The sequence below is a fragment of the Sideroxyarcus sp. TK5 genome (assembly GCF_054601595.1).
Genome location: NZ_BAAHSJ010000002.1, coordinates 192,668 through 209,995, shown reverse-complemented (window position 1 = coordinate 209,995; position 17,328 = coordinate 192,668). Strand labels below are relative to the sequence as shown.

The following is a 17,328-nucleotide window of genomic DNA, read 5'->3' as shown; positions in this document are numbered from 1 at the left end:
CAACGAACCCCTCTCAATTATTTGGACGTCACGCGATCAGGCTCGGGCTTGCATGCGTCGATCTTCGTGTACCAGGGCATCAGGAAGAAGAACGCGAAGTACACCACCGCCAGGATGCGCGAGATCAGAGTGTAGGTTTCCGTTGCCGGCATCAGACCCAGATAGCCCAAGCCGACGAAGCTCACCACGAAAGCGGCCAGGAAGGTCTTGTAGATCGGGCCGCGATAGCGGATTGACTTGACCGGGCCGCGATCCAGCCAAGGCAACGCGAAGAAGATCACGGTCGCCACGCCCATCGCCACCACACCCGGGAACTGGGAGCCGAACATCGGCGGCACCGCACGCAGGATGGCGTAGTAAGGCGTGAAGTACCACACCGGCGCGATGTGCTCGGGTGTCTTCATCGGGTTGGCCGGCACGAAGTTGTTGTACTCCAGGAAATAGCCGCCCATGTCCGGCGCGAAGAACACCACCGCGCTGAACACCATCAGGAAGGCCACTGCCGCCACGCCATCCTTGACCACCATGTATGGGAAGAACGGCACGCCGTCCAACGGCACGCCATTGGCATCCTTGTGTTTCTTGATCTCAACGCCATCCGGATTGTTGGAACCGACCTCATGCAGCGCCACCAAGTGCGCCACGATGATCAGTACCAGTACCAGCGGGATCGCCACCACGTGCAGGGCGAAGAATCGGTTCAGCGTGATATCGGATACCACGAAGTCGCCACGGATCATGATCGCCAGATCCGGACCGATGAACGGCACGGAAGAGAACAGGTTCACGATCACCTGAGCACCCCAGAAGGACATCTGTCCCCACGGCAACAGATAGCCCATGAATGCCTCGCCCATCAACGCCAGATAGATGATCATGCCGATGATCCACAGCAACTCGCGCGGCTTGCGATACGAGCCGTACATCAAGCCGCGGAACATGTGCAGATAGACCACCACGAAGAACATCGATGCGCCGGTGGAGTGGATATAGCGCAACAGCCAGCCCCACTGCACATCACGCATGATGTATTCGACCGAGGCGAACGCGAACAGAGCGTCCGGCTTGTAGTTCATGGTCAGGAAGATACCGCTGAGGATCTGGATCACCAGCACCAGCAGCGCCAAGCCACCGAAGAAATACCAGAAGTTGAAGTTTTTCGGCGCGTAGTACTCGGACAGGTGCGCTTTCCAGGTGGATACCAGCGGGAAGCGCTCATCGATCCAACCAATCAGATTTTTCAGAAGGTTCATCATGCTGCGGCCCCCTTATCGGCGGGCTGGCCGCCTTTTAGCTTGCTTTTATCATCATCCCCGACCAGCAGGCGAGTCTCGCTCAGGTACATGTGCGGGGGGATGATCAGGTTGGTCGGTGCGGGCACGCCCTTGAACACGCGGGCAGCCAGGTCGAAACGCGAACCGTGGCAAGGGCAGAACCAGCCCCCTGCCCATTGCGCCCCCAGATCGGCCGGCGCGACTTCTGGACGGAAGGTCGGCGAGCATCCCAGATGCGTACAGACACCGAGCACGACCAGTATCTCCGGCTTGATGGAGCGGGTTGCATTGTTACAGTACTCGGGTTGCTGCGGAATGGATGAAGACGGGTCAGCGAGGTTTTTGTCATTCTTGGGCAGCAGATCCAGCATCTCCTGGGTACGGCGCACGATCCATACCGGCTTGCCTTGCCATTCGATACTGATCATCGTACCCGGCTCGATGCTGCTGATATCCACCTCGACCGGCGCACCGGCTGCCTTGGCGCGTTCGCTAGGCTGCAAACTCAATACGAACGGTGCACCTGCACCGGCGGCGGCGACCCCCCCCACTGCAGCGGTAGCAGCGATCAGCATTCGTCGCTTGCCGTGATCCACATTGTCTGTCATGACCCTCATCCCTTCCGTAATACGTTGTCAAATATCTACTGGGGCAGCTCCCTGCTGCCCTAGCGTCTCGTCGGTACTGGAGGATGGCATGGCGTTGTCCGTCACGTTTTTATCAGACAAGCCCAGAATCGTCTCCCCAACTCGATCCCTTGCCGGCGGCGAATACTACTTGGACAGCCTATTCGCCGCAATTACTGCTTGATGCTAGTTGTTCTTGGCACCCTGCTTGACCCACTTGCGCAGCGTCAGGATATATTGGCGATCCAGAGTACCGCTGGCATTCAAGCCCATCGGCATCTTCAGTCCTTTGTTGGTGCCGGTCAGCAGCTTGGTGAAAGTGCTGGTTTGGCTGTCACCAGGGATGACCACCTTGCCGAACTTGGTGCCTTTCATGAGGCCTTCATAGGAAGTCAGGTCCAAGCCGCTCTTGGCATAGCCCTTGGATGTCGGTGACGGATGATGGCAACTCACACAATAGTCCTGCAGGATAGGCATCACATCCTTGCTGAAGCTCACTTCTCCGGACTGCAGCACATTGAGCGCGTTATGCGCCGGCATGAGTGCTTTGTCCTCAGCCAACGCGTTCAAGGAAAGTGCGGCCAGCAGCGCGCCGCCTATCATTATTCTGATTCTCATACTTTCTCCCCGTAACCCCATGTGCGTCATCGATACGGCGCAACAGCAAGGCTTACCTCGCAGCGGAATGGCGCTGCCCCAAACGACCTGTGCAACCGGAAGTCACTTCTTCCTGCGCCGGCCGTGAACACCGACACAAATAACCCTACATGGTTATACGCCGAATACTACGCAACGCCTTTTCAGAATGCAACGCACACTCGGTTATATACCCATCACCTAAACAGGGATTTCTTCATCAAAGAACTGGTGTTCGAGGCCGAACCTTTCCGCCAAATGTGCCCCCAGGGCCTGAATACCATAGCGTTCCGTCGCATGATGCCCTGCGGCAATGTAGGCCACACCACTTTCTCGCGCCATATGCACATTGCTCTCCGAAATCTCGCCAGTCAGGAAGGCATCCACCCCCAGTGAGATGGCTTGCTCGAAATATCCCTGGGCAGCACCGCTACACCAGGCGATACGGTTGACCCGCCCTGATGCCCCGCCCACTACCGTTGGCTCGAACCTCAATGTTTCAGCCACTGCCTTGGCGAAATCTGCCAGCGCCACAGGCTGAGCCAGCAGGCCATGACATGCGACATCCTGCTCCCCGAAACGGCCACTCTCCAGCAACCCCAGACGTTTGGCGAGTTGTGCGTTGTTTCCCCAAAGCGAATGTGCATCCAGAGGCAAATGATAAGCCAGCAGACTGATGTCCTCCGCCAACAAACAGGCGATACGCTGCTTCTTTACACCGGTGATGACCGCATCCTCGTTACGCCAGAAATACCCATGATGCACCAGGATGGCATCGGCACCCCACGCCGCTGCCGTATCAAGCACGGCCCGCGAAGCCGTGACCCCGGTCGCGATACGCCGCACCTCTGCCCGCCCCTCGACCTGCACACCATTCGGACAATAATCGCGAAAACGGCCGACCCCCAGCTCGCTTCCGATATAATCGGCCAATTCTTTTAATTGCATCACATCTGTCCCTATCAACGGCCTGACTGGATCATAACATGCGTAAATTCTGGCTCCTGTTCGCGCAAGCCACCACCATCGGGCTGGCAGTTCTGTTCGTCATACACACCCTCAAACCAGGCCTGCTCCCCACCGCCGCTCGCGGCGGCGTCGTGACACTGTACCAAAGCGAACCGGAAGAAAACGCCCCCAGCCTGACCGGCCCCGGTTTCAGTAGCGCCGCGCAAAAAGTGATGCCGTCCGTGGTGAACATCTTCACCACCAGTGAAGTGAAGCAATCGACACATCCCTTCATGGACGATCCAAGATTCCGCTTCTTCTTCGGCGATGAATTCGAAGACAACCAGCCGCAACAGAACTCCAGCCTCGGATCTGGCGTCATCGTCAGCCAAGACGGATATATCCTCACCAACCACCACGTGGTTGAGTCAGCCGACCAAATCGAAGTGGCCTTCGCCGACGGCCGCAATGCCAAAGGTCATATCGTCGGCACCGACCCCGAGACCGACCTTGCCGTGCTCAAGGTCGACGTCAACTATGCCCTGCCCGCGATAACCTTTGCCAATGGCGACGCCACCCACGTCGGTGATATCGTTCTGGCGGTGGGCAATCCCTTCGGTGTGGGACAAACCGTGACCATGGGCATCGTCAGTGCGCTCAAACGCAACCACCTGGGGCTGAGCACCTTCGAGAACTTCATCCAGACCGATGCCGCCATCAACCCTGGCAACTCCGGCGGCGCGCTGGTCGACGCCAGCGGCAATCTGCTGGGCATCAACAGCGCCATCTACTCACCCAACGGCGGCTCTCTGGGCATAGGTTTTGCCATCCCGGTCAGCACCGCCAAGAAAGTCATGGAACAGATCATCCAGACCGGCTCTGTCACACGCGGCTGGATCGGTGTGGCGGTGCAGGACATGACCCCCGAACTGGCCGAATCTTTCAAACTCAAGGCCGCTCACGGCGTGCTCATCTCGGAAGTCATGCGCAACGGCCCCGCAGACAAGGCCGGAATCAAACCGGGCGACATACTGGTGAGTATCGCTGACAATGCACTGGTTGATTCGACAGTGATGCTGGAAACCATCTCCGCACTCACGCCCGGCCAGAATGTCGGCCTGAAGTTGTTGCGCAACGAGAATGAAGTCGTCGTGCAAGTCCGAGTGGGCAAGCGACCAAAACCCAAAGTCATGGAGTGACCCTGCAGGTTGTTCGGAGAAATGAATTCCTAGCGTTGTTTCACTTTTGGACACGCTTCCCAGAACAACCGGAGCACATCACCGAAGTCTGCTGCAAAGCGCTTGCCATCCATTAATGGAGATGCTTCGACACGCATTCTAAGCTCGCTCCTAAGCTCTTCCAGCGTAGGCAAATCACCCGAGAAACCGACTGCTCGTCGCACATAATCTTCACGCGAAGTGGCAATCCAGTCCTGCAAACCCAGATTGGTCAGCAGACCAGCTCCCTGACGCAATAGGAATGAATCGCCGGTCAGATTCAGGACAGGCACCCCCATCCACAGGCTCTCCATAGTTGTTGTCCCCCCCGGATAAGGAAATGGATCCAGTGAGATATCTACACGATGGTACGCCTCAAAATATTTTGCACGGGACTCTGCCCCCTCCAAGATCAGCCGCTCTGCTTCTATGCCGCAGGCAGCGAAACGCGCAACAGTCTGTTGTCGAACGCTGGCATCTCCAAGCTGCTTCGCCTTAAGGAAAAGCCGGCTCCCTGACACCGAAAGCAGCACTCGCGCCCACAGGCCGATGACACTATCGTTCACCTTGGCCAGATTGTTAAAACAACCAAAAGTGACAAATCCGCTCACCTTGGCAGGCAAAGGAGACACATCAACTTCGATATCCGGGCGACTGAAACATAACCGCGTCTGAGGCAATCTCCATATCTTCTCCGTGAAATATCGCTCTTGTGACTTTAGCAAGACTGAAGGATCCGCGATGAGATAGTCCATCTCGGCCATCCCGGTTGTTGCAAAGTATCCCAGCCAGGCAACCTGTACCGGGGCAGGTCTCAGTGCAAAAACCGGCAACCGGTTGAAGCGCGAATGACCAGACAAGTCCAGCAGGACATGCACACCATCATCACGGATGCTTTTTGCCGCAAGTTCGTCATTCATCCCATATATGGGGTGCCAAACCGAGAAATATGACTTGAGGCGCACAGTCAGTTCGTCCTCCCGTGGATCCGTAGGATAGGCATAGATCTCGAATGTTTGCCGATCCAGGTAACGAAGCAGATTCTCCAGGAAATAGCCGACCGGGTGATTCCGGAAGTCTCCCGAAACGAAACCTATGCGCAAAGGCCCGTGTTCTGCACACGACCACTTGGCATAGCGATGCCCGACTCTGGACGATACTGACGCCCCGAATCGGCAAGCCTCGTCAAATGCTGCCTGTTGCGATACATCAAGACTGTAGTTAAGCAGGAACAACAAGTTGCTATGTGCCAGAAAATAGTTCGGACGGAGTGACAAGGCCTTTCGGTAGGCAGCCTCTGCCTCACCCAACCGCCCCAGATCCTGCAGCAGCACACCGTAATTGTTTTGAACATCCGGCAAATCAGGCGCCAGATGCAAAGCTCGGAGATAACACGCCTCAGACTCAGCGAGTTCGCCCATCTCGTGCAACAAAACCCCGAGATTGCCATGCACTTCAGCTGCACCAGGATTAAGCTGCAGCGCCAGCCTGTAAGCCTCTTCCGCTTCCTCCTGTCGCCCAAGGCGCTTCAGGGTACTGCCCAGATTGGCGCAAGCTTCGACATAATCAGGCTTGATTACCAGTGCGCGGCGCAACATCTGTTCTGCCTGGTCGAAACGACCCAAATCCTGCAGCACAATACCCAGATTGCAACAGGCTTGAGCGTAATCCGGCCTGCATTCGAGCGCACGCAGGTAGCATTGCACCGCCTCATCGCTACGCCCCATTGCCCGCAGCGTGTTGCCCAAGTTGTAGTGTGCGTCAGCAAGGCGAGGCGACAACCTCAAGGCTCGGCGATGGGCAGCCGCCGCTTCATCCAACTTACCCATGTCCTGCAGCAAGGTGCCCAGATTGCAATGAGCATCAGCATAGTCCGGCTTGAGTTTGAGCGCCCGCCGGTAGCTGGCCTCCGCCTCTTTCAATCGCCCCGCATCCTGCAGCGCGACACCGAGATTGCTGTGCACATCCGCCTCCTTGGGCGACAGGGCTGCAGCTTTCTGCATCGCGGGTATCGCTGCTTCGTTATCGCCCAGCTGCTTCAAGGCCAGCCCCAATACCTTCCATCCGAATCCGTGTTTGGGAAACTGTTCTGTCAATGCTCGCGCACGGGATGCCGTATCTGCCACCCGCCCCTGGTTGAACAGCATGACCAACTCGTCGAGTTGCGCTTGTCTCGGCGCTTTCTGCCCTGATTGCAATGATCGGGGCGACTGACTGGAAGATGACAAACGTGCGGCCAATGCGTCTGCTTCCTCTCCTTGCAAACCTTGCTGCCGTGCCATCTGCAGGACCTCGCGCGCGGCATCGTGCTGTCCGGCCTGGGCCAGTGCATCGATATAACTCAGCCAGAATCGCGGGCGCTCAGGATCCGCTTCGAGTGCGACAAGGAAATGTGGGATGGCGGCTACGGCCTGACCGGTCTGTAGCAGGGTGACAGCCAGCTCGTGGTTGGCATCAGGATGTTTGGGCAGGATACTTAGAACGACCCGATATAGTTCGGCTGCAGCGGCCGCCAGTCCGGATTGATGCAGCGCGGCGGCCTGCTGCAGGGTTTCAGCGACCTGCGCGTACGCGGGATCAGTGGTCATCCGTCACGCTGTCGTTGGGGATGCGATCGCGCGTGCCGGTCCAACCCGCCACCACCACCCCCGCCTCGTACAGCAACCACAGCGGGACCGCCAGCATGAATTGCGAGACCACATCCGGCGGCGTGACGATGGCTGCGATGATGAAGGCCCCGACGATGACGTAGGACCTCACCTCGCGCAGCTTTTCCACCGTCACCAAACCCATGCGTACCAGAATAACCACCACAACAGGCACTTCGAAGGTGATGCCGAAGGCGAGGAACATACCCATCACGAAGCTCAGATATTTATCGATGTCGGTCATCACCGCCACACCCGCCGGAGCAGCCGCCGTGATGAAACCGAACACCACCGGGAATACCGCAAAATAGGCGAACGCCATGCCGCACAGGAACAGCAGTGTACTGGCCATGATCAGCGGCAACACCAGCTTCTTCTCATGAGCATACAGACCCGGCGCAACGAATCGCCAGACCTGATACAGGACAAAGGGGAGCGCGACGACGAAGGACACCATCATCGCGACTTTGAGCGGCACGAAGAACGGTGTGGTGACATCGGTGGCGATCATCTGGCCGCCCTGCGGCAACTTGTCCAGCATGGGCTGCGCCAGCAAGGCATACAGTTCGGCCGCCCACGGGAACAGGCAGATGAACACCAGCAACCATGCCAGGAAACTGTTCAGCAGGCGCGAGCGCAGCTCGACCAGATGCGCGATCAATGTCTCGCTCTTGCTCATTTTGGCGTTTCACCCGGTGCGGCGGGAGGTGTCGCCGGTGCTGCACCATCCGGCTTCTTGTACTGCGCTTGCAGGATGCTCTGTTCCAGAGTCAGACCGTTCGCTTGCATGGCCTGTTCAGCTTCGGCGATATGTTTCTCGATATCGTGCTGCAGCCTGGTCGCCTCCTCCACCGCCATGTCATGCGCGATGTCCTGCTTGACCTTGTTCACATAGCGCTGCGTCCGCCCCCACCACTCGCCGGCCTTGCGCGCCAGGCCGGGCAAGCGTTCGGGGCCGATGACGATCAGCGCCACCAGCGCGACCACCACCAGTTCGGAGAACGCGATGTCGAACATCGCGTTATTTCTCCTTCGCCTCGCCTTCGATGGTGCGGCTATCCTGCGGCTTGGCCTTGTCTTCGCCTTCCTTCATGCCTTCCTTGAAGCCTTTCACGGCACCGCCGAGATCACTGCCGATATTGCGCAGTTTCTTGGTGCCGAAGATCAGCACCACGACCAGCAACACGATCAACCAATGCCAGATACTGAATGAACCCATGATGCGCTCCTGATAGATTAGCTACGTTTGACCATAGGCGGAATGTTGCCGCCACCGATGACATGCACATGCAAGTGAAACACTTCCTGACCGCCGCCTTTACCGCTGTTGATCACGGTGCGGAAGCCGTTGTCCAATCCCTGCTCTTTCGCCAGCTTCGGTGCCAGCAACAGCAACTTGCTCAACAACGCTGCATGCGACGCATCCGCCTCCAGCAACGAAGCCACATGTTGCTTGGGCACCAGCATGAAATGCACGGGCGCCACCGGATGGATGTCGTGGAACGCCAGCACATCGTCGTCCTCGTACACCTTGCGGCAGGGTATCTCGCCGCGGACGATCTTGCAGAACAGGCAGTCGTCGCTCATTTGCGGCCCGCTTTCTCTGCAATACCGGACACGCCTTCGCGACGCGCCAGTTCCTGCAGCACCTGTTCAACGTTCATGCCTTTGTGCGCCAGCAGCACCATGCTGTGGAACCACAGATCGGCCACCTCATAGAGCAGATGCTGCTTGTCGCCATCCTTGGCTGCCAACAACACTTCCCCCGCTTCTTCGATCACCTTTTTCAGGATGGCATCGTCGCCCTTGCTGTACAGCTTTGCGACATACGACGTGTCGGCCGCCGCGCCCTTGCGCGCTTCCAGTGTCTCGGTCAGTCGTTGCAGAATGTCGTTCATTGCTTGTATATCTCGTCCGGGTTCTTCAACACCGCATCGATGGTCTTCCACTCGCCATTCTCCAGCCTGCTGTAGAAGCAACTCTCGCGGCCGGTATGGCAGGCGATGCCGCCTGCCTGCTCGATCTGCATCAGGATCACATCGCCGTCGCAATCGAGCCGTATCTCTTTCACCTTCTGCACATGGCCCGATTCCTCGCCCTTGTGCCACAGTTTCTTGCGCGAGCGGGACCAGTAGATGGCCTCGCCGGTTTCCACTGTGCGCCTGAGCGCCTCGCGATCCATCCAGGCCACCATCAGCACACGACCGCTGGCGGCATCTTGTGCGATGGCAGGCACCAGTCCGTCATCCGACCAGTTCACCTTGTTCAACCAGGATTCGCTCATAACCGCACCTCTATGCCTTGTTGAGCCATGTACTGCTTGGCCTGCTGCACCGTGTATTCGCCAAAGTGGAAGATGCTGGCCGCCAGCACTGCATCGGCACCGCCCTTGGTCACGCCGTCGGCCAGATGCTGCAGATTGCCCACACCGCCACTGGCGATCACAGGTATCTCCAGCGCATCGGTCACCGCGCGCGTCAGCGCCAGATCGAAACCCTTCTTCTGCCCGTCCTGATCCATGCTGGTCAACAGGATCTCGCCCGCGCCCAGTGTCTGCATCTTCTTCGCCCACTCCACAGCATCCAGCCCGGTCGCCTTGCGTCCACCGTGCGTGAACACCTCCCATTTGCCCGGTGCGACCTGTTTTGCATCGATGGCGACGACGATGCACTGCGAACCATAACGCCCGGCAGCATCCGCCACCAGTTGCGGATTGACCACCGCAGAGGTGTTGATGCTGACCTTGTCCGCCCCGGCGTTGAGCAGGTTGCGCACGTCCTGCACCTCGCGCACGCCGCCACCCACGGTCAACGGGATGAACACCTGCTCAGCCACCTTCTCGATGATATGGAAGATGATGCTGCGGTCATCGGAACTGGCGGTGATGTCGAGGAAAGTGAGTTCGTCCGCGCCCTGCTCGTCGTAACGGCGCGCGATCTCGACCGGATCACCGGCATCGCGCAGCTCGACGAAACTGACGCCTTTAACCACCCGTCCGGCGGTCACATCCATGCAAGGGATGATGCGTTTGGCAAGCATCGCGTCAGACTTGGATCGTCGTCAACTCATCCGCCAGCGCTTGCGCGGCCTTGAAATCCAGCGTGCCCTCGTAGATGGCACGGCCGGTGATGGCACCGGTGATACCTTCGCCGCGCACGGCACACAGCTTGCGCACATCGTCCAGATTGGTGATGCCGCCGCTGGCGATCACCGGCACGTGCAAGGGCTGCGCCAGTTCCACGGTGGCTTCGATGTTGACACCGTTCATCATGCCGTCACGGCCGATGTCGGTATAGATGATGGCTTCCACGCCATAGTCCTCGAAACGCTTGGCCAGATCGGCCACATCGTGACCGGTCAGCTTGGACCAGCCGTCCACCGCGACCTTGCCGCCCTTGGCATCCAGGCCGACCATGATGTGGCCGGGGAAGGCGTCGCAAGCCTCGTGCAGGAAGCCGGGCACCTTGACCGCTGCCGTACCGATGATGACGTAACTCAGCCCCAAGTCGAGATAACGCTCGATAGTCTCCAGATCGCGGATACCTCCGCCCAGTTGCACCGGTATCTCACTGCCCACCGCCTCGACGATGCTGCGCACGGCCGCCTCGTTCTTGGGTTTTCCGGCAAAAGCACCGTTCAGGTCTACAAGGTGCAGGCGGCGTGCCCCCTGTTCCAGCCAGTGTCGGGCCATCGCAGTCGGGTCGTCGGAGAACACGGTCGCGCCTTCCATCTCGCCTTGGCGCAAGCGTACACATTGGCCGTCCTTCAGGTCGATCGCGGGAATGATCAGTGTTGAAATATCCATGGCATTAATATCGTGGTTAAACGGGATTCCAGTTGACGAAATTTTCCAGCAGTTTCAATCCGGCAGCCGCACTCTTCTCGGGATGGAACTGCACGGCGAACAAGTTACCACGCGACACCGCACAGACAAAGGGTTGCGGGTAGTCGCTGGTGCCCTGCACGATGTCCTTGTCACGCGGCTGCACGTAGTAGCTGTGTACGTAATAGAAGCGCGCATCCTGCGCGATGCCTGCCCACAGCGGGTGGGCGGCGTGATGCACGCCGTTCCAGCCCATGTGCGGCACCTTGAGCTTGTTGTCCTGCGCATCCTTCAGTTCATGCGCGAAGCGCACCACCTCGCCCTGCAACACGCCCAGTCCCGGGATGTCGCCTTCGGCGCTGTGCTCGAACAGCATCTGCAGGCCGATGCAGATACCCAGGAACGGCTTGTTGCGCGCGGCATCCAGCACCACCTGGCGCAGGCCGCGCCCGTCCAGCTCGCGCATACAGTCAGGCATCGCGCCCTGACCGGGGAATACCACTCGCCCGGCGGCTGCGATCACGCTCGCGTCGTCGGTGACTTGCACCGACGCGGCCGGCGCGACCTTGCGCACGGCCTGATAGACCGAGCGCAGATTGCCCATGCCGTAATCAACGATGGCGATATCGACCATGATACTTATAGCGTTCCCTTGGTGGAAGGCATCACGCCGGCCATACGAGGGTCCTGCTCCAGCGCCACGCGCAATGCACGGCCGAAGGCCTTGAAGATGGTCTCGGCCTGATGGTGCGCGCTCTCACCCGCCAGATTGTCGATGTGCAGGGTCACCAGCGCGTGATTGACGAATCCCTGGAAGAATTCACGGATCAGGTCGACCTCGAACTCGCCAACATTGGCGCGCACGAACTCGGCATTGAACACCAGCCCGGGACGGCCGGAGATGTCCAGCACCACGCGCGACAAAGCCTCATCCAGCGGCACGTAGGCATGGCCGTAGCGGCGCAAGCCTTTCTTGTCGCCGATGGCCTGCGTGAAGGCTTGCCCCAGGGTGATGCCGATGTCTTCCACGGTGTGATGCGCATCGATATGCAGGTCACCCTTGGCTTTTATGTCCAGATCGAGCAGGCCGTGACGCGCGATCTGGTCCAGCATGTGTTCAAGGAACGGCAGGCCGGTGTCCAGCTTTACCTTCCCTGTGCCGTCTAGGTTCACCTCGACCGTGATCTGGGTCTCGAGGGTGTTGCGGGTGACTTGTGCGCTACGCATGGTCCGCCTTATGCGAGTTGGTTGATGGAATCCTGTAGTGCGGCATAAAACATTTCGTTCTCTTCGGGCGTACCCACTGTGACGCGCAGACAATCGACCAGCGCCGGATGTCCGCCGTCCAGATTCTTGATCAGCACCCCGCGCCGCTTCAACCCTTCGAACACCTGCGTGGCTTTTGCCACGCGGAACAGGATGAAGTTCGCTTCGCTGGGATATGCCTGCACACCTGCCATCGCATCCAAGGCCGCCATCATCTTCGTGCGCTCCGACCTGATGCTCGCCGCCTGCGCCAGCAACACATCATGGTGCGCCAGCAAGGTGCTCGCCACCAGCTGCGGCAGGACGCCGACATTATACGGCAAGCGCAGCTTGTCCAATTGTTCCAGCCAAGCTTTATCGCCCGCGATGAAACCCAGACGCAACCCGGCCATGCCGAGTTTGGAGTAGGTGCGCATCACCAGCAGATTGTCATACTTCCCCAACTGCGGGATGAAGCTATCGCTGGCGAAGGCATAATAGGCCTCGTCTACCACCACCAGTCCGGGAGCGGCCTCGATGATGCGACGCACCGCCCCCGCATCGAACAGATTGCCGGTGGGATTGTTGGGATAGGCGAGAAACACCAGCGCAGGACGTTCGCGCTCGATGGCTGCCAGTGTCGCATCCAGATCGAGTGAGAAATCCCCGGCCAGCGGCACGCCCACATAACGCATGCCGACGAAGGTGGCGATCATCTTGTACATGACGAACGAAGGCTCGACGCTCAGCAACACAGCGCCCGGTTGCGCCACCGCCATCGCCAGCAACTGGATGATCTCGTCGGAACCGTTGCCCAGCAGCACATCCATGCCTTCCGGCAACTGCGTTACCTTACGAATATCTTCCTTGAGTTGGCGTGCGCCCGCATCCGGGTAGCGATTGATCACCGCATCCGCCACACGGCGCGCGATCTCGTCACGCAGGCCCTGAGGCAACGGATGGGGGTTCTCCATCGCGTCCAGCTTTACCATGTCGGCGGACGGCGGGACATGGTAGGCATGCAGGGCCTGTATCTCTTTTCGGATCAGTTGTTGCGGGGACACAGCAGTGCGGGCGGCAGACATGGAAAAGCAGCGTTGTATATCGAGCGGCGATTCTACCGCAATCACGCGCCCTGAAAAACACGATATTGCCCAACAGCCATGCTGCCATCGACCACACCTAAGAATGCAAAGCGATTGCCCAAACCCGCTGGCGTGTAGTACCCTCGATTCGCTGGTTTTTGGGCAGTCGCGGCGTACAGACATGCGCAGCGAGTACCGACCTCCAGTCCCGCAGCGACGACCCAAACCGACTTGAAGAGAGCCACACAGACTGTGCCAGACATCTCAAACAAGCCTTTGCGCCTCGACAACTTCATCGCCAACCTGCCCTGCATGGCATTCCAGCTTGTGCGGAACAAACAGGGCGTGCTCGCGTTTTCCTACATCGGCGAAGGCAGCCAAGCCTTGCTGGGGCTGACCCCGCAACAGCTGCAGGCCGATATCGGCAACTTCTTGAATCTGATCCATAGCGAGGACCGCAGCGTGTTCCGGGACAGCATGGAGCGTTCCGCCGCCAGCCTGGGATTCTGGAGCTGGGAGGGGCGCGTCACCCTGGCGGACGGCGAACTGAAATGGCTGGCACTGGGCTCCACCCCGCAAACCAATACAGACGGTGATGTCGAATGGGAAGGCCTGATTGTCAACATCACAAAAACCAAGCTGGATGAACTCGAGCTGCTGCGCTCACAGGAACAACTGCGAGAGTTCTCTTCCCATATCCAGGATGCCAAGGAACAGGAGCGCCTGCGCATCGCGCGCGAGGTGCACGATGAGATCGGCGGACTGCTCACCGCCATCAAGATGGATCTCGCATGGATCAAGGATCGCCTCCCCAAGAGCAAGCGGATACTGACGGACAAAACGACCACCATCGAGAACATGGTGGACAAGGCGATGACTGCCGCGCGCAATCTGGCCCACAGCCTGCGGCCCGGCTATCTGGACAGCTTCGGCATCGTGGCCGCCATCGAGATGGAAGCCGACGAATTCGCGCAGCGCACCAGCATCAAGGTCCTGCTGGACCACAATGAGGACGAAATGGAGATGGAGCTGCATCCCGATGTCTCCATCGCCCTGTTCCGCATCTTCCAGGAGTCGCTCACCAATATCATGAAGCATTCGCAAGCCAGCGAAGTCAGGGTCACGATACGCAACACCCCCGAGCGCATAGACCTGGCTATCAGCGACAATGGTCGCGGATTCAGTCAGGAGGCGCGTGCAAAACCCAGATCGTTCGGCTTGCGCGGCATCCAGGAACGGGTGGTCCACTTCGGCGGCGAAGTCCAAATCTCCAGCGCACCCGGACAAGGCGTGACCGTATCGGTCAGCATCCCGCACACCCGAGACGGTATGGCTGAAGGTGTGACACTTGGACAGTCACAGAAATCCTTGTTCTAGATGACAGATACCAGCAGCCTAACGACATCATGCTCAAGATACTGATCGCAGACGACCACGCACTGATCCGCAAAGGACTCAAGCAGATCCTCGACGACTCGCCCGACATGCGCGTCACCGGAGAGGCCGAGACCGGCATGCAGGCCATCCAGATGGCGCAGGAGAACGCTTACGACATGGTCTTGCTCGACATCAGCCTGCCCGACAAGAACGTGATCGATGTCCTCAAACAGATCAAGGCCAATTGCCCGAACACCCCGGTATTGATGCTCAGCATGCATGCCGAGGACCAATATGCGGTGCGCTCTATGAAAGCCGGCGCCTCCGGCTACCTGAACAAACAGAGCGCGCCCGCGCAGCTCCTCACCGCCATTCGCAAAGTCGGGGACGGCAAGAAATACATCAGCAACGAGATGGCCGAGCAACTGGCGGAAGGTCTGTCACAGGGCTATCAGGAGCTGTCGCACCAGACCCTGTCGAACCGCGAATACCAGACGCTGTGCCTGATGGCACAGGGCAAGAAACTGAGCGAAATGGCCGAGATCATGTCGCTCAGCCCCAAGACCATCAGTGTCTACCGCATGCGACTGCTGGAGAAGATGAAACTCAAGACCAACGCCGAGGCCATCCATTACGCGATCAGCAATCACCTGATCGAATGAACCCGGCCGATAAGCAGGCAATATCCGGTGCTATTCAGCGTATCGCCGTTGCGCAGAGAACCGATAATGCCCACCATAGTGCAGCACCCCACACGACATATTGATGAGCAAGCATAAAGAACCTGCAGAACTGGCCCGCGAGACCCTGAAGTTACTGGATGAACGCGGCCTTGCCCCGACTCCGGAGCATTACGCAAGCGTCTTTCAGGAACTTGGCGGCGGACAAGCAGCCTCGGGTAGCACTGCGACCCCGAACTGGTCGGCGCTGATCCGCGATCTGCTGCGCCAGCTAGAGATGACCCATAAAGGTGTCACGCTCACGCGCAAGAAAGAAGGACTGGAAGTCGTACTCAATCGCTTCGCCGGAAAGCCGGACGTGATGTCCGAGAAGCTGAATGGCTTGATACGTTCTTGGGGGAGCGGCTCTGCCGCCCCCGATCTGGCACCGGCCACACTGCCTGAAGCGACTCCGGCCGCCCCCGTCCCTGCGCCGGCTGCAGAAACCGCAAAGTCCGCAGGCATGGCCGACGGACAGGATCTGCTCAAGCAGTTGCGCGATCTGCTGGCGCAGTCGCTGGAGAACACCTTGCCCTCCCACCCCGAGCTGGAAGATGAGATCAAGCGCTTGGTCGTGGTGGTGCGCAACACCGACGACCCCACCAAGATCAACGATCTGGCCAAACAGCTGCGCCAGTTCTGGCTCAAGCTGGAACTGCGCGGCGGCGACAAGGTGAAGATACAGGAAGGTTTGCTGCGCCTGCTGCGCCTGCTGGTCGAGAACGTCAGCGAACTGGTGGCGGATGATGAATGGATGCAGGGCCAGGTCTCCGCGTTGCAGACCATCATCTCGCAACCGATGGACAAGCATGCCATCGCTGATGCCGAGCGCAATCTGCGCGACGCCATCATCAAACAGAGCAGCCTGAAACAAAGCCTGACCGACGCCAAGGCCACGCTCAAGAGCCTGATGACAACCTTCATCGACCGGCTGGGCAACCTCACCGCAAGCACCGGCGAATACCACCAGAAGATCGAGGGATACAGCCAGCAGATCAGCAAGGCGGACAACCTGACCCTGCTGGGGCATATCCTGGAAGATGTGATGCACGACACCCGCGTCATACAGGCCAGCGCCCTGCGTTCACATGAAGAATTGCTGGACACCAAGAAAAAGGCCGACGAAGCCGAAGCGCGCATCAAGGCACTGGAACAGGAACTGATGCAGGTCAGCGAGCTGGTGCGCGAAGACCAGCTCACCGGCGCGCTCAACCGGCGCGGACTTGACGAGACCATGGAGCGAGAACTGAAGCGGGCCGACCGCAACCGAACCCCCCTCTGCGTCGCCCTGCTCGACATCGACAACTTCAAGAGATTGAACGATACCCTTGGCCATCATGCAGGCGACCAGGCTTTGGTACACCTGACCAAGGTCATTAAAGAGACACTGCGCCCTGCCGATACAGTGGGACGCTATGGCGGTGAGGAATTCGTCATCATCCTGCCGGATACCGACCTTGCTGCCGGGATCGAGGCCCTGCAACGCCTGCAACGCGACCTGACCAAGAGGTTCTTCCTGCACAACAACGAGCGCATCCTGGTCACTTTCAGCGCGGGGGTCGCCCTGCGCGGCACGGACGAAGACCAGGAGGACCTGCTGGGGCGTGCCGACAAGGCCATGTATCAGGCCAAACAGACCGGCAAGAACCGCGTCGTTGCCGCGCCGGGGCAGGAAAAATGAAATTCTCCCTAAAGTTTCCCGCCAACCCTCCGATAACTGGTTCAACGGC

20 protein-coding genes are annotated in these 17,328 nt (G+C 58.9%); 4 read left to right on the top strand and 16 right to left on the bottom strand.

The window, feature by feature from the left end; genetic code table 11:
• Positions 1–17: 17 nt before the first annotated feature.
• The 4 genes from ACYPYQ_RS04125 to ACYPYQ_RS04110 form a co-directional block, all read right to left on the bottom strand.
• Complete coding sequence (locus tag ACYPYQ_RS04125; RefSeq protein WP_459721198.1) at positions 18–1,253, bottom strand: cytochrome b; 1,236 nt, start codon at positions 1,251–1,253, stop codon at positions 18–20.
• Positions 1,253–1,882 carry a ubiquinol-cytochrome c reductase iron-sulfur subunit gene (gene petA / locus ACYPYQ_RS04120; RefSeq protein ID WP_459720124.1) on the bottom strand — a complete coding sequence of 210 codons (630 nt, stop codon included), beginning with the start codon at positions 1,880–1,882 and terminating at the stop codon, positions 1,253–1,255. Before petA ends, ACYPYQ_RS04125 begins: the two co-directional genes overlap by 1 nt.
• 204 nt (positions 1,883–2,086) lie before the next feature.
• Positions 2,087–2,518, bottom strand: a complete 432-nt coding sequence (locus ACYPYQ_RS04115) for a c-type cytochrome domain-containing protein (RefSeq protein WP_459720121.1) — start codon at positions 2,516–2,518, stop codon at positions 2,087–2,089.
• Between the two features lie 219 nt (positions 2,519–2,737).
• The gene (locus ACYPYQ_RS04110; protein WP_459720118.1) at positions 2,738–3,484 is read right to left on the bottom strand and encodes a Nif3-like dinuclear metal center hexameric protein; all 747 of its coding nucleotides are present in this window, start codon (positions 3,482–3,484) and stop codon (positions 2,738–2,740) included.
• Positions 3,485–3,522: 38 nt separating this feature from the next.
• Here ACYPYQ_RS04110 and ACYPYQ_RS04105 point away from each other — a divergent pair, with 38 nt between their 5' ends.
• A complete protein-coding gene (locus ACYPYQ_RS04105) occupies positions 3,523–4,683 on the top strand; it encodes a Do family serine endopeptidase (RefSeq protein WP_459720116.1) in 1,161 nt (386 codons plus the stop codon).
• Between the two features lie 29 nt (positions 4,684–4,712).
• Here the strand turns inward: ACYPYQ_RS04105 and ACYPYQ_RS04100 are convergent, their stop codons facing one another.
• The 12 genes from ACYPYQ_RS04100 to hisC are packed head-to-tail and all read right to left on the bottom strand — an operon-like array spanning position 4,713 to position 13,502.
• Positions 4,713–7,289, bottom strand: coding sequence for a tetratricopeptide repeat protein (locus ACYPYQ_RS04100; RefSeq protein ID WP_459720113.1), 2,577 nt, complete (start codon positions 7,287–7,289; stop codon positions 4,713–4,715).
• Entirely contained in the window at positions 7,279–8,028 is a 750-nt protein-coding gene (gene tatC / locus ACYPYQ_RS04095; protein ID WP_459720110.1) for a twin-arginine translocase subunit TatC, read from the bottom strand. Before tatC ends, ACYPYQ_RS04100 begins: the two co-directional genes overlap by 11 nt.
• On the bottom strand, positions 8,025–8,366 hold the full coding sequence (gene tatB / locus ACYPYQ_RS04090) for a Sec-independent protein translocase protein TatB (RefSeq protein WP_459720108.1): 342 nt from the start codon (positions 8,364–8,366) through the stop codon (positions 8,025–8,027). The genes tatC and tatB overlap by 4 nt, the downstream gene beginning before the upstream one ends.
• A 4-nt stretch (positions 8,367–8,370) precedes the next feature.
• Positions 8,371–8,568 carry a Sec-independent protein translocase subunit TatA gene (gene tatA, locus ACYPYQ_RS04085; RefSeq protein WP_459720106.1) on the bottom strand — a complete coding sequence of 66 codons (198 nt, stop codon included), beginning with the start codon at positions 8,566–8,568 and terminating at the stop codon, positions 8,371–8,373.
• Between the two features lie 17 nt (positions 8,569–8,585).
• Positions 8,586–8,936 (bottom strand): histidine triad nucleotide-binding protein, encoded by a 351-nt coding sequence (locus ACYPYQ_RS04080; protein ID WP_459720102.1) that lies wholly within the window; start codon positions 8,934–8,936, stop codon positions 8,586–8,588.
• Positions 8,933–9,247: a phosphoribosyl-ATP diphosphatase gene (locus ACYPYQ_RS04075; RefSeq protein ID WP_459720099.1), complete on the bottom strand. Its 315-nt coding sequence runs from the start codon at positions 9,245–9,247 to the stop codon at positions 8,933–8,935. The genes ACYPYQ_RS04080 and ACYPYQ_RS04075 overlap by 4 nt, the downstream gene beginning before the upstream one ends.
• Positions 9,244–9,633 carry a phosphoribosyl-AMP cyclohydrolase gene (gene hisI / locus ACYPYQ_RS04070; RefSeq protein ID WP_459720096.1) on the bottom strand — a complete coding sequence of 130 codons (390 nt, stop codon included), beginning with the start codon at positions 9,631–9,633 and terminating at the stop codon, positions 9,244–9,246. The genes ACYPYQ_RS04075 and hisI overlap by 4 nt, the downstream gene beginning before the upstream one ends.
• Positions 9,630–10,388: an imidazole glycerol phosphate synthase subunit HisF gene (gene hisF, locus ACYPYQ_RS04065; RefSeq protein WP_459720092.1), complete on the bottom strand. Its 759-nt coding sequence runs from the start codon at positions 10,386–10,388 to the stop codon at positions 9,630–9,632. The genes hisI and hisF overlap by 4 nt, the downstream gene beginning before the upstream one ends.
• Before the next feature lie 4 nt (positions 10,389–10,392).
• Positions 10,393–11,154 (bottom strand): 1-(5-phosphoribosyl)-5-[(5-phosphoribosylamino)methylideneamino]imidazole-4-carboxamide isomerase, encoded by a 762-nt coding sequence (gene hisA, locus ACYPYQ_RS04060; protein ID WP_459720089.1) that lies wholly within the window; start codon positions 11,152–11,154, stop codon positions 10,393–10,395.
• A 16-nt stretch (positions 11,155–11,170) separates the two neighbouring features.
• Complete coding sequence (gene hisH / locus ACYPYQ_RS04055) at positions 11,171–11,806, bottom strand: imidazole glycerol phosphate synthase subunit HisH (RefSeq protein ID WP_459720086.1); 636 nt, start codon at positions 11,804–11,806, stop codon at positions 11,171–11,173.
• 5 nt (positions 11,807–11,811) lie between these two features.
• Positions 11,812–12,399: an imidazoleglycerol-phosphate dehydratase HisB gene (gene hisB, locus ACYPYQ_RS04050; protein ID WP_459720083.1), complete on the bottom strand. Its 588-nt coding sequence runs from the start codon at positions 12,397–12,399 to the stop codon at positions 11,812–11,814.
• Between the two features lie 8 nt (positions 12,400–12,407).
• Positions 12,408–13,502: a histidinol-phosphate transaminase gene (hisC, locus tag ACYPYQ_RS04045; protein WP_459720080.1), complete on the bottom strand. Its 1,095-nt coding sequence runs from the start codon at positions 13,500–13,502 to the stop codon at positions 12,408–12,410.
• Positions 13,503–13,733: 231 nt separating this feature from the next.
• Between hisC and ACYPYQ_RS04040 the strand changes: the two genes are divergently transcribed.
• From ACYPYQ_RS04040 to ACYPYQ_RS04030, 3 genes are all read left to right on the top strand, one after another.
• On the top strand, positions 13,734–14,879 hold the full coding sequence (locus ACYPYQ_RS04040) for a sensor histidine kinase (RefSeq protein WP_459720077.1): 1,146 nt from the start codon (positions 13,734–13,736) through the stop codon (positions 14,877–14,879).
• A gap of 29 nt (positions 14,880–14,908) precedes the next feature.
• Positions 14,909–15,541 carry a response regulator gene (locus ACYPYQ_RS04035; protein ID WP_459720074.1) on the top strand — a complete coding sequence of 211 codons (633 nt, stop codon included), beginning with the start codon at positions 14,909–14,911 and terminating at the stop codon, positions 15,539–15,541.
• A 103-nt stretch (positions 15,542–15,644) separates the two neighbouring features.
• Positions 15,645–17,279, top strand: coding sequence for a GGDEF domain-containing protein (locus ACYPYQ_RS04030; protein ID WP_459720070.1), 1,635 nt, complete (start codon positions 15,645–15,647; stop codon positions 17,277–17,279).
• Positions 17,280–17,328 lie beyond the last annotated feature (49 nt).

Coding starts and splice junctions, on each gene's coding strand:
- ACYPYQ_RS04125 (WP_459721198.1), bottom strand. CDS start 1,253: ATGAACCTTCTGAAAAATCTGATTGGTTGGATCGATGAGCGCTTCCCG.
- petA (WP_459720124.1), bottom strand. CDS start 1,882: ATGACAGACAATGTGGATCACGGCAAGCGACGAATGCTGATCGCTGCT.
- ACYPYQ_RS04115 (WP_459720121.1), bottom strand. CDS start 2,518: ATGAGAATCAGAATAATGATAGGCGGCGCGCTGCTGGCCGCACTTTCC.
- ACYPYQ_RS04110 (WP_459720118.1), bottom strand. CDS start 3,484: ATGCAATTAAAAGAATTGGCCGATTATATCGGAAGCGAGCTGGGGGTC.
- ACYPYQ_RS04105 (WP_459720116.1), top strand. CDS start 3,523: ATGCGTAAATTCTGGCTCCTGTTCGCGCAAGCCACCACCATCGGGCTG.
- ACYPYQ_RS04100 (WP_459720113.1), bottom strand. CDS start 7,289: ATGACCACTGATCCCGCGTACGCGCAGGTCGCTGAAACCCTGCAGCAG.
- tatC (WP_459720110.1), bottom strand. CDS start 8,028: ATGAGCAAGAGCGAGACATTGATCGCGCATCTGGTCGAGCTGCGCTCG.
- tatB (WP_459720108.1), bottom strand. CDS start 8,366: ATGTTCGACATCGCGTTCTCCGAACTGGTGGTGGTCGCGCTGGTGGCG.
- tatA (WP_459720106.1), bottom strand. CDS start 8,568: ATGGGTTCATTCAGTATCTGGCATTGGTTGATCGTGTTGCTGGTCGTG.
- ACYPYQ_RS04080 (WP_459720102.1), bottom strand. CDS start 8,936: ATGAGCGACGACTGCCTGTTCTGCAAGATCGTCCGCGGCGAGATACCC.
- ACYPYQ_RS04075 (WP_459720099.1), bottom strand. CDS start 9,247: ATGAACGACATTCTGCAACGACTGACCGAGACACTGGAAGCGCGCAAG.
- hisI (WP_459720096.1), bottom strand. CDS start 9,633: ATGAGCGAATCCTGGTTGAACAAGGTGAACTGGTCGGATGACGGACTG.
- hisF (WP_459720092.1), bottom strand. CDS start 10,388: ATGCTTGCCAAACGCATCATCCCTTGCATGGATGTGACCGCCGGACGG.
- hisA (WP_459720089.1), bottom strand. CDS start 11,154: ATGGATATTTCAACACTGATCATTCCCGCGATCGACCTGAAGGACGGC.
- hisH (WP_459720086.1), bottom strand. CDS start 11,806: ATGGTCGATATCGCCATCGTTGATTACGGCATGGGCAATCTGCGCTCG.
- hisB (WP_459720083.1), bottom strand. CDS start 12,399: ATGCGTAGCGCACAAGTCACCCGCAACACCCTCGAGACCCAGATCACG.
- hisC (WP_459720080.1), bottom strand. CDS start 13,502: ATGTCTGCCGCCCGCACTGCTGTGTCCCCGCAACAACTGATCCGAAAA.
- ACYPYQ_RS04035 (WP_459720074.1), top strand. CDS start 14,909: ATGCTCAAGATACTGATCGCAGACGACCACGCACTGATCCGCAAAGGA.
- ACYPYQ_RS04030 (WP_459720070.1), top strand. CDS start 15,645: ATGAGCAAGCATAAAGAACCTGCAGAACTGGCCCGCGAGACCCTGAAG.